The sequence below is a fragment of the Citreimonas sp. genome (assembly GCF_042096055.1).
Lineage (GTDB): Bacteria > Pseudomonadota > Alphaproteobacteria > Rhodobacterales > Rhodobacteraceae > Citreimonas.
In genome coordinates this window covers 1-10470 of record NZ_JBELMH010000093.1, presented here as the reverse complement: position 1 = coordinate 10470, position 10470 = coordinate 1, and the positions used below count along the sequence as shown (strand labels likewise).

Here is a 10470-nt window from a genome sequence, read left to right as displayed (position 1 = left end):
CGCGAGCGTATCCGCCAGATCGAGGCGAAGGCGCTGCGCAAGCTCAAGCATCCCAGCCGGTCGCGCAAGCTGCGGTCGTTCCTCGACCAGTAGGCGGGCGCCTTCCTTGGAGCTTCGAGCGACGAAAAGGGGCCCCTTGCGGCCCCTTTTTCCTGCCTCGATCCGTGTTCCGCGCGCCCCGGGACTTGCCGACGAGGGCCGCCAAGACAGGCATTCCGCCCGGTGCTTGCGCAGCGGTCCGGGCCGGCGCCACCTGCAAATTAGTTAACGTTGACTCGAATCGTTAACCATTCAATCTGAGCAACGTTTGTTTGCAAGGTTGTTCGAGTAATGGCGTTTCGTGTCTTCAGGTGCGACGAGTGCGGCCACCGCATGCGTCTTCGTGGCAATTACTGCGGCCGTTGCTTCGCGCCCAAATCGGTCGGGCAACGGCCCGCCTCGCTGGGGATCATCGTACTGGTCGTGGCGTCGCTGATGGCGACGCTCGCGATCGTGCGCCTGGCCTGACGCGCGCGGCGGGGATCTTCCCCGCCGCGTCGCGCCGCCCCGCGCGGGGCGTCAGCCGTTGGGCATGACGAAGACTTCCTGCACCGCCGCGCGCCGGTCGGCGTCGAGCGCGAACATCGCCGCGCGCGCGATGTCCTCGGGCTGCAGCTTGTCGGGCTTCGGCTCGTCGAAGAACGGCGTGTCGACCATGCCCGGTGCGATCACCGTGCAGCGGCCGCCGAACTCGCGCATCTCCTCGGCGAGGTTGCCGCCGTAGCCGTGCACGAACCACTTCGACGCGCCGTAGACCGACCCCTTGATGTGGCGCCGCCCGGCGGCCGAGCCGGTCAGCAGCAGGTCGCCCTTGGCCTTCTTCAGGTGCGGCATCGCCGCCTTGGCGGTCCAGAGCACGCCCATCACGTTGACACGGATCAGCTTTTCCCATTCCTCGGGATCGCCCGCGTCGGTGCCGGCGGCCGACAGGCCGGTGCCCGCGTTGGCGAAGGCCGCGTCGACGCTGCCGAAATGCTCGGCCAGCCGGTCGACCGCCTTCTGCTGCTGGGTGAACTCGGTCGCATCGCCCGGCAGGGGCAGGGCGGCGTCGCCCAGCTCGGCCGCGAGGTCGGCCAGCTTGGCCTCGGACCGGGCGAAGAGCCCGGCGTTCCAGCCCGCCGAAATGGCCGCGCGCGCGGTCGCGGCCCCGATTCCGCTCGAGGCGCCGGTGATGAAGATGGTCTTGGTCATGATGATATCCCCTGAAAGTTTCGCTCGCCCGACGGGCGGTTCCGGGTTCAACCCCGGCGGGCGCCGCAGGGTTTCCGGCGCCCGACCGTCGCCCGAAATTCGGGCAGGCGCGCCCTGCGGCGTTGCGTCGCGCCGGCGTGCCGTGCCACAGACGGTGCGAAAGGGAGAGGCGCGATGCAGACGACGTTCACCATCTCGACCGAAGGGCCGGGATTGTACGAGTTCACCGGCGACGTGGCGGCCTGGGTCCGCGGCACGGGGCTGTGCACGCTGTTCATCCGCCACACCTCGGCCAGCCTGCTGATCCAGGAGAACGCCGACCCGGACGTGCGCCGCGACCTCGTGGAATGGCTGCACCGCACGGTGCCGCCGGCGGATCACCCCGACATGGGCTTCCTGACGCACGTGGCCGAGGGGCCCGACGACATGCCCGCGCATCTCAAGGCCGCGATCCTGCCGGTCAACCTGCAGATCCCCGTCACCCGCGGCGCGCTGGCGCTGGGCACCTGGCAGGGCATCTACCTGGTCGAGCATCGCGACGCCCCGCATCGCCGGCAGGTCGTGGCGCACATGGCATGACGGACGCCGCGACCGAAACCGCCGACGCCGCCCTGCGCGACCGAGCGGGCGAGCTTTCGCACTGGACCGCGCAGCTCTTCGACTGGGCCGAGCCCGCCTGGCGCGAATACCGCTCGTCCGACTGGTACGTGCGCCAGCTGCGGGCCGAGGGCTTCACCGTCGAGCAGGGCACCGCTGGCATGCCCACCGCCTTCTGCGCTGAATGGCACAACGGCGCAGGTCCCGTGATCGGGATGTACGCCGAGTACGACGCGGTCCCCGGCAACAGCCAGGCGCCGCGCCCCGAACAGGCCCCCCGCGACGGCACGGGCGAGATGGCCGCCGGCCACACCGACCCGCACTCGGCGCTGGGCACCGGCGCGCTGGCCGGACTGCTGGCCACCAAGGCGGCGATGCATGCGCATGGCATCCAGGGTGGCCTGCGCTTCACGGGCGAGCCGGCCGAGAAGGTGCGCGGCTCGAAACCCCTGCACGCCGCCGCGGGCTACTACGACGGGCTGGCGGCGATGCTGTCCTTCCATCCGTTCTACATGCTGCCGCTGTGCAACACGGTGCGCTGGGACACGCATTGCGGCGCCGCCTACAGCTTCGTCTACCGCTTCCGCTGCGACGCGCCGCAGGATTGGGGCGCCCGCGACGGCGCGCCGATCCCGCAAAGCCATTCCGACATCCGCGCGCCGGGCGCCAACGACGCGCTGATGACGATGTACCAGACCGCCCGCGCGCTGCGGGCCTCGATGCTGCCCCATCGCGGCGGCTGGTCGGTGTCCGAGGCGATCCTCGCCACCGGGCAGGCGACCGCCGACAACCTGCCGGCCCTGCGCGCCGACCTGCAATACATGATCCGCGTACCCGACCTGGGCATGGCCGAGCAGATCACCGCGCAGCTCGACCGGCTGGCCGAGCACAGCGCCGCGATCACCGGCTGCACGGTGGAAAGGCACTGGGTCAGCAAGTCGCGCCCGGGCCTTGCGAACCACGCGCTGGCGCGGCTGGTCTGGGACGCGCTGCGCGACGCCGGCCCGCCCGAATGGGACGACGCGGCGCGCGGCCTGGCCCGCCAGGTCCAGCGGGCCTGCGGCCACGCGCCCGACGCCGATCCGCTGCTGCCGGAATGCACGCGTCTCATCGACCCCGAAGAGGCCGAGGCCATCCTGCGCCGCGACCTGCCGCCGTCGCAGACCAACAGCACCTCGGACGACTACACCGACATGACGTGGCACGCGCCCACCGCGCGGCTCTACGTGGCGCGTCCGGCGCTGCGCGGCGGGCCGTACCCGCCCTGGGCGATGAACGCGATGGGCGGCATGCCGGCGCTGATCGACCCGATGGTCCAGACCGCCGGCCGCACGCTGGCGCGCGCCGCGCTGCGCCTGCTGCAGGACGAAGGCGCCCGCGACGCGGCAAGGGCCGAGTTCGAGCGCCGCCGCGACGCTGCGTCCGTTCCGCCGCTCGCGGATTATCCGGCCCCGGTCGACCTGCCCTGGCCGGAATACGTCGAGACGCCGCGCGGCCGGCACTGGCACATCCCCGGCTAGGGCGAATCCGCATCTAGCGGCAGGAAATCTGCTCTACCCAAAACCTATGTCCTCCCCTATAGTTCCTGTGGATAAGCGGGCCGAACCCCGCAAACCGGCGATTGAGCAGTCAGGAACGAGGGGAACGGCCGAATGCGCTGCCCGTTTTGCGGAAGCATAGACACCCAGGTCAAGGACTCGCGCCCGGCCGAAGACCACGTCTCGATCCGGCGGCGGCGCTTCTGCCCGGCCTGTGGCGGACGCTTCACCACCTACGAACGCGTGCAGCTGCGCGACCTCGTCGTGGTGAAGTCCAACGGCCGGCGCGAGGATTTCGACCGCGACAAGCTGGAACGCTCGATCCGCATCGCGCTGCAGAAACGCCCCATCGAGCCCGAGCGCATGGACCAGATGATCTCGGGCATCGTGCGCCGGCTTGAATCGATGGGCGAGACGGACATCCCCTCGAAGCTCATCGGCGAGATCGTGATGGAGGCGCTCGCGCGCATTGACACCGTCGCCTACGTGCGTTTCGCCAGCGTCTACAAGAACTTCCAGGCCGCCGACGATTTTGACCGCTTCGTCAGCGAGTTGCGGCCCCAACCCGGCGCGCCGGGCGACAAGTGACCGCCCGCGCCACCGCGGAAGACGCCCGCCACATGGCCCACGCCCTGGCGCTGGGCCGCCGCACGCGCGGCCAGTGCTGGCCCAACCCCGCCGTCGGCTGCGTCATCGTGCACGAAGGCCACGTGGTCGGGCGCGGCTGGACGCAACCCGGCGGCCGGCCCCATGCCGAGACCGAGGCGCTGCGCATGGCAGGCCCGGCCGCGCGCGGCGCCACCGCCTACGTCACGCTCGAGCCGTGTTCGCATCACGGCCAGACCCCGCCCTGCGCCGACGCGCTGATCGAGGCCGGCATCGCCTGCGTCGTGGCCGCCATCGGCGACCGCGATCCGCGCGTGTCGGGCGCGGGTTTCGCCCGGCTGCGCGACGCGGGCGTCACCGTCGTCACCGACGTTCTGGCCGAACAGGCGCTGGACGAGCTTGCGGGCTTCTTCCTGCGCGTCGACCAGGGCCGGCCCTGGCTGACGCTGAAACTTGCGTTCAGCCTCGACGGGCGCATCGCCACGGCCACCGGCGAAAGCCGCTGGATCACCGGGCCGGACGCGCGCCGTGCGGTCCACGCCCTGCGCGCCGGTCACGACGCGGTGATGGTCGGCGGCGGCACCGCGCGCGCCGACGACCCCGCGCTGACCGTGCGCGGCTTCGGCGAGCGGCGCCAGCCGGTGCGCGTCGCGGTCTCGCGGCATCTCGACCTGCCGCTGATGGGCCAGCTGGCCCGCACCGCGCGCGAGGTCCCGCTATGGGTCTGCCACGGCCCCGACGTGGACAAGCCGCTACGCGACGCCTGGTCCGGCCTCGGCGCCAGGCTGCTGCCCTGCGCGGTGGTGGCCGGCCGCGTCGATCCGCTGGCGGTGCTGCAGGCGCTGGGCGCCGAAGGCATCACGCGCGTCTTCTGCGAGGGGGGCGGGCAACTCGCCGCGTCGCTTCTGGCGGCCGACCTGGTGGACGAGCTTCAGGTCTTCGGCGCGGGCGTCGCGCTGGGGGCCGAGGGGCAGCCCGGACTCGGCGCGCTGGGGGTCGAGCGTCTGGCCGAGGCGCCGCGCTTTGCTCTGCGGTCGGTCGAGGCCGTGGGCGGCGACACGCGCGCGATCTGGCGTCGGGCCGGCTAGCGCCAGAGATGCGCGCGCGAGGCCAGCAGGCCCTGCGCCTTCGACAGCACCCGCAACGCCGGCCCGCGCGGCAGCGCTTGCCCGCTCTCCAGCCGGTCCAGCGCCACCTCGACCGGGCATGCGTGCCCCGTCACCGGGTCCAGGTAGCGCGGATAGCCGATCAGCGTCGCATGCGCGAGGCCGGCAAGGTTCGGGCGCGGGCCGGCCAGCCGCCGCGCGGGCACCGGCCCCAGGTCGCGCGTCAGGCCCCAGCCGGCATAGAATGGCGCGCCCAGCGTGGTGACCGCGACGCCGCGCAGCAGCGCCTCGAACCCTGCGAGCGAGGTCATGGTCCACACCTCGTCCACCTGCTCCAACAGCGGCGCGATCGCCGCCTCGGCCAGCACTGCGTCGGCCCATCGCCCGGGCGCCTCGACGCGGCCCGCGCGCAACCCGGCCTCGACGTCCGGGTGCGGCTTGTAGAGCAGCACGGCGTCCGGCCGCTCGGACCGCGCGCGCTCCAGCAGCGCCGCGTTGGTTCGCGTCTCGGGGCTGCCGAGGCGGACCGAGGCGTCGTCCTCGACCTGGCCCACCACCAGCACGCGGCGTCCCGCCGGCAAGTCAGGCCGCGCGCCGCCGAGGTTGTATTTCGACAAGCCGCTCGCGCGGATGCGCGCGATCACCTTTTCGGCCCGCAGCCTTTCGTCGTCGCGCAGGCCGTGGCTCTCCGCGATCAGTCGTTCCAGCCGCGACGGCTGCGCCGGATCGTAGTAGATGCCGTCTTCGTCCAGCACCAGCGACAGCGGCGGCACCAGCGCGGCGCCGAGGCCCCGCGAGCGCAGGAACCCGTCCTCGACCCGCACCGCGTCGTCCGAACCCGCGCCCCAGGCCATGCGACGCCGCCCGGTGGCCTCGGCGATCTGCGCCGCGCGCGGCGGCTCGGCGAAGACCACGCGCCGCGTCCGCCCGAAGAAGCGCTGCAGCGGCTTGCGTTTCCACAGCCGCATGCCCGACGCGACCCAGCCGGCGCGATCCTCGCGCCAGGCGCGGGCCTGCGCCTCGATCGCGTCCAGCGCCTCCTCGAAGGTGGCGGCGCGGTCGCGGTAGGAGTCGTGCCAGCGCGGGTAGAGGATCATCGCCGCCGCGAACAGTTGCGCGCGGGTCAACGTGCGGGTCCGGCGGGGTAGGGCGGTCTCGTCCGCGCTGAGGCCCCAGCCGGCATAGAACGGCGTGCCGAACACCCGCGGCCTGTGCCCCGCCAGGATCGCCTCGAACCCCAGCTGCGACGACACCGTGTAGACCGCCGTCGCGCCGTCGAGCAGCGCCCAGGGCGACACGGGCGCGTCGTGCAGCGTGATCCCGGCGGCGCAGTCGGCCGGCGTGAAATGCCCCGGCCGCAGCCCGCGCGCGGTCTCGGGGTGGGTGCGCAGCACGATGCGCGCGCCGGGGTTCTCCTGCCGCGCGAAGGTCAGCATCTCGAGGAACCGCGCCCGGTCCGCCCCGCTTGCGCGGACCGAGGCATCGCCGCGCACCTGGTCCACGACCAGCACGTAGCCCGGCGCGGGCGGCTCGATGTCGGGCCGCGTGGCGGAGTATTTCGACAGGTGCCCCGCGCGCATCCGCGCGATCCCCGCCCGCGCGCGCGCCAGCAGCGCGGCGTCGTCCAGCGGGTGCGTCGCGAGCAATTCCTCGAGCTCGGACGGCCTCGACGCGTCGAAATGCACGCCCTTCCCGTCGATCAGAATGCCCAGCGGCGCCTCGCCCAGCCGGCCCGGATGCAGCGAGCGCAGGAACGCGTCCTCGATCCGCACCAGCGTCGCCCCCGTGCGTCGCGCCACCGCCTCGCCGCGGTGCGCCACCGGCGAGGCGCCCCAGACGCCAACGAACCCGTCGGGTCCGGGCCAGCCCAGCGCCACCTGCCAGCCCGCGCCGCGCAGCATCCGCCGCAGGCCCGGCCGCAGCGATCCGCCGTTGTAGACATGAAGGCGCCGGAGGATTTCTCCCCCGGCGCGGCCCTGTCCCTCGTTGTGATTATGGTTCAAGGGCCTTAGCCAGCCTCAGCCGCCGGTGCCCAGCGCGGCCGACGCGTCCGCGATCGCCGCCGCCGACCCGAGCGAGCCGGTCAGAGCCGCGATCGTGCGATCCCATTGGGTGAACGGCGCCTCGGTGACGTAAAGCGTGTCCTGGTCGCGCACCACGAAGTCGCGCGCCATGAACATCCCGTTCGGGCGCGTCAGGTCCAGCACGTAGACCATCCGCTGCGCGCCCACCAGGTCGGTGCGGCCCAGCACCTGGTTGGCGATCTCGGCCGGCTCGTTGCGCAGGATGAACACGCCCGTGGGATCGGCCGCCGTGGGCACCAGCCCGCCCACCTGCGCGATCGCCTCGATCGCCGACAGGGTCTGCGTCTCGAACGGCACGCGCGCCTGCGTGCCGGTGGCGCCCAGCGCGGTGAAGGCGCGGCGATCCTCCTCGACCAGGATGCGGTCGCCGCCGCGCAGCGCGATGTCGAAGGACGGGTTCTCGTAGAGATCCTCGAACCACACGCGGCTGCGGCGGTCGCCGCGCACCACGGTGATCTGCGCGATCTCGGGCTCGATCGTGATGCCGCCGGCGCGCGCCAGCATCGACGACAGCGTGCGCGTGGGCCGCTCGATCGCGTAGACGCCCTGGCCGCCCACCGCGCCCACCAGGCTCACGGTCGAGCCGTCGCCCGCCAGCCGGCGCACCTGCACCTGCGGGTCGGGCGTCTGGTCGTCCAGCCGCTCGGTGATGATCTCGCGCAGCCGCTCGGGCGTGTTGCCGGCGGCGCGGATGCGGCCCGCATAGGGCACGAAGACGAAGCCGTCGCCGTCGACCTGCACCTCTTCCAGCACGGTGGCGTTGGTCGCCTCGGCGGCCAGCAGCCCGTCGTCGACGTTCTCCCAGATCGTCAGGCCCAGCGTGTCTCCGGCCCGGATCGTGTCCGAGCCCAACACGCCGGCGTTGCGGAAATCGTCGGTGAAGCCCAGCGCCGGGACCACGCCCGTGGCGCGCGTCACCCGGTCGTTGACCGCCACCACGAAGGCGTCGCCGTCGCGCTGGACCGAGCCCGCGTAAATCTCCTTCTTGGTCGGACCGACACGCGGAAGGCCGCAGGACGCCAGCACGGCGACTGCGGCCAGAAGCGCGACCGTGCGCGCCAGGCGGCTGGAGGATTGTCTCACTGCTCGGTCTCCTCGACCTTGTCGTTCAGGCCCGGACGATCGGTGTGCCGGGCTGTCTTGCCTTGCCTCCGGGGCGGGCCGTTGGCCGGCTCTTGCCCCCTGATCGGCGAAGCGTAGCGGGCAATCCGTTGAAAAACCAGCGCACGGCGGGCGCGCTCAGCCGACCGCCTGCAACTGTTGCCTCGGGGCCGCGGTGCCGCGCGACAGCGCGTCGTAGGGATCGTCGGGCGCCAGCATCATGTCCACCACCTGCCGCAGCAGCTGCCGCCGCCCGCGCGCGGAATAGAAGCCCCCCGCCACCTGCGAGGTTTCCAGCAGGTAGCGGCGATAATCCTTGTAGGCGCGCATGTCGGGCCGCGTCGGCGCCGCGAAGAACGCGGGCAGCGCCTGGGTCGAGACGAAGTCGGCCTTGGCGTAGACCGCGTCGCCGAACACCCTCAGCGGCATGCCGCGCCACAGCACCTGCTGCCCGGCGGTCGAATTCACCGTCACCGCGCTGCGCGCATCGCCCAGCAGCTGCGCAAGCTTGCCGCCGCGCACGTAGTGCACCCGGCCGGCCACGCCTTGCGCGCGCGCCGCGCGACGGATCGCGCCGGGGATGTCGCCGCGGCCGTCCTCCAGCGGATGCGCCTTGAACACCAGGTGATGATGATCCGGCGCCCCGGCGGCGAAGCCCGCGATCACCGTCTCGACGAACTCGGCCATCGTGGCGAAGGGCGAATGCTGCCGGAAACTGCTGTCATGCTCGAGCTGCAGCAGCGCCAGGTGGTAGGGAAAGCCGCCGAAGCGGATGCGCGCGGTCGCCGCCATCCGCTGCAGCCGCGTCAGCGGCATCAGCAGCAGCCGGCGCAGGTACAGGCGGAACTCGTGCAGCACGGTGACGTCGCGATGCGACCGGTAGCCGCGATAGCCCCGGTTCGCCAGCATCACGAGGCCGTGGTAGAGCGCGCCGTAGAAGACGTGCTGGCGCATGTCGCCCCAATGCGCGGGCGGCAGCGGCGCCTCGAGATCGCAGCTTTCCAGCGCGCGGCGCATCTCGTCCACGCCGGTGCGCATCAGCCGCGAATGGCCGTTGGCGCCGTCGCGCTCGTAGGTCACCCAGTAGGGCCGCAGATAGCCTTCCTCGAAGACGTGCACCGCCAGCCCGCGCGCCCGCGCCCGCGCGATCGCCGTGGCGTGGCGCGCGCGCACGTCGCCGTACAGCACGAGGTCGGTCACGCCCTTGTCGACGAGAAGCGCGTCCAGAGCATCGGGCCAGGCCTCGGGCGCGCCGCGATAGGGGATGTAGCGCCGCCCGTCGCGCCAGAACGCCCGGTCGCCCGCGTTGAAGCCCACGCGCCAGACCTCGGCCCCGGCGCGGCGCAGCATCCGGCCCAACCCGTCGAAGAACGGGCCGTGCGGGCCCTGCAGGAACAGGAAGACGCGGGGCGCGGGGACGGTTGCACGGGTCATGGGGCCGGTCTATGTGGTTGCCTCGCAGACAGCGCTACAGCGCGAGCCCGGCAAAAGTGTGGCCGGTCCGCGTCAGCAGGGGGCACGCCGCATGTTTACCGGGATCGTCACAGACAAGGGCACCATTCGCGGCGTCGAGCGGCGCGGCGACCTGCGCGCGCGCATCGGCACCGCCTACGAGACGGCCGGCATCCAGATCGGCGCCTCCATCGCCTGCGACGGGGTCTGCCTGACCGCGGTCGCGCTGGGCGAGGGCTGGTTCGACGTCGACGTCTCGGCCGAGACGGTGTCCAGGACCAACCTCGACGCCTGGGCCGAGGGGCGGCGCGTGAACCTCGAGCGCGCGCTGCGCGTCGGCGACGAGCTGGGCGGCCACATCGTCTCGGGCCACGTGGACGGCGTGGCCGAGATCACCGCCATGCACGATGAGGGCGACAGCACCCGCGTCACCCTGCGCGCCCCGGATACGCTCGCGCGCTTCATCGCGCCCAAGGGTTCGGTCGCGCTGAACGGCACCTCGCTCACGGTGAACGAGGTGGACGGCGCCAGCTTCGGGATCAACTTCATCCCGCACACCAAGGCCGTCACCACCTGGGGCGAGGCCCGCGTCGGCGACCGCGTCAACCTCGAGATCGACACGCTCGCCCGCTACGTCGCCCGCCTCGCCGAAAGCCTCTGACGACCGCGACAGGCGCGCCCGGTTTCTTCTCTCTGGAAATATCCCGGGGGTGAATTGCTCCGAAGGAGCAAGCGGGGGCAGCGCCCCCGACCTCC

The 10470-nt window shown here is 72.4% G+C and carries 10 protein-coding genes; 6 read left to right on the top strand and 4 right to left on the bottom strand.

Annotated elements, in window-relative coordinates; all coding sequences use genetic code 11:
• Positions 1 to 372 precede the first annotated feature (372 nt).
• Complete coding sequence (locus ACFDTC_RS15695; protein WP_375259827.1) at positions 373 to 507, top strand: hypothetical protein; 135 nt, start codon at positions 373 to 375, stop codon at positions 505 to 507.
• A gap of 51 nt (positions 508 to 558) precedes the next feature.
• Here the strand turns inward: ACFDTC_RS15695 and ACFDTC_RS15690 are convergent, their stop codons facing one another.
• A complete protein-coding gene (locus ACFDTC_RS15690; RefSeq protein WP_375259826.1) occupies positions 559 to 1230 on the bottom strand; it encodes an SDR family oxidoreductase in 672 nt (223 codons plus the stop codon).
• A gap of 174 nt (positions 1231 to 1404) precedes the next feature.
• Here ACFDTC_RS15690 and ACFDTC_RS15685 point away from each other — a divergent pair, with 174 nt between their 5' ends.
• The 4 genes from ACFDTC_RS15685 to ribD all read left to right on the top strand — a co-directional run bounded on the left by ACFDTC_RS15685 (position 1405) and on the right by ribD (position 5059).
• Positions 1405 to 1809: a secondary thiamine-phosphate synthase enzyme YjbQ gene (locus tag ACFDTC_RS15685; RefSeq protein ID WP_375259825.1), complete on the top strand. Its 405-nt coding sequence runs from the start codon at positions 1405 to 1407 to the stop codon at positions 1807 to 1809.
• Positions 1806 to 3347 carry an amidohydrolase gene (locus ACFDTC_RS15680; protein ID WP_375259824.1) on the top strand — a complete coding sequence of 514 codons (1542 nt, stop codon included), beginning with the start codon at positions 1806 to 1808 and terminating at the stop codon, positions 3345 to 3347. Before ACFDTC_RS15685 ends, ACFDTC_RS15680 begins: the two co-directional genes overlap by 4 nt.
• A 132-nt stretch (positions 3348 to 3479) precedes the next feature.
• Entirely contained in the window at positions 3480 to 3953 is a 474-nt protein-coding gene (gene nrdR, locus ACFDTC_RS15675; RefSeq protein ID WP_089883146.1) for a transcriptional regulator NrdR, read from the top strand.
• Positions 3950 to 5059 carry a bifunctional diaminohydroxyphosphoribosylaminopyrimidine deaminase/5-amino-6-(5-phosphoribosylamino)uracil reductase RibD gene (ribD, locus tag ACFDTC_RS15670; RefSeq protein ID WP_375259823.1) on the top strand — a complete coding sequence of 370 codons (1110 nt, stop codon included), beginning with the start codon at positions 3950 to 3952 and terminating at the stop codon, positions 5057 to 5059. The genes nrdR and ribD overlap by 4 nt, the downstream gene beginning before the upstream one ends.
• Here ribD and ACFDTC_RS15665 read toward each other — a convergent pair.
• The 3 genes from ACFDTC_RS15665 to ACFDTC_RS15655 all read right to left on the bottom strand — a co-directional run bounded on the left by ACFDTC_RS15665 (position 5056) and on the right by ACFDTC_RS15655 (position 9696).
• Positions 5056 to 6978: a capsular polysaccharide biosynthesis protein gene (locus ACFDTC_RS15665; RefSeq protein WP_375259828.1), complete on the bottom strand. Its 1923-nt coding sequence runs from the start codon at positions 6976 to 6978 to the stop codon at positions 5056 to 5058. The two genes, ribD and ACFDTC_RS15665, sit on opposite strands and share 4 nt — an antisense overlap.
• A 117-nt stretch (positions 6979 to 7095) precedes the next feature.
• A complete protein-coding gene (locus ACFDTC_RS15660; protein ID WP_375259822.1) occupies positions 7096 to 8244 on the bottom strand; it encodes a polysaccharide biosynthesis/export family protein in 1149 nt (382 codons plus the stop codon).
• Positions 8245 to 8400: 156 nt separating this feature from the next.
• The gene (locus tag ACFDTC_RS15655; protein WP_375259821.1) at positions 8401 to 9696 is read right to left on the bottom strand and encodes a capsule biosynthesis protein; all 1296 of its coding nucleotides are present in this window, start codon (positions 9694 to 9696) and stop codon (positions 8401 to 8403) included.
• 91 nt (positions 9697 to 9787) lie between these two features.
• Between ACFDTC_RS15655 and ACFDTC_RS15650 the strand changes: the two genes are divergently transcribed.
• Positions 9788 to 10375, top strand: a complete 588-nt coding sequence (locus tag ACFDTC_RS15650) for a riboflavin synthase (RefSeq protein ID WP_375259820.1) — start codon at positions 9788 to 9790, stop codon at positions 10373 to 10375.
• The last annotated feature ends 95 nt before the right edge of the window (positions 10376 to 10470 follow it).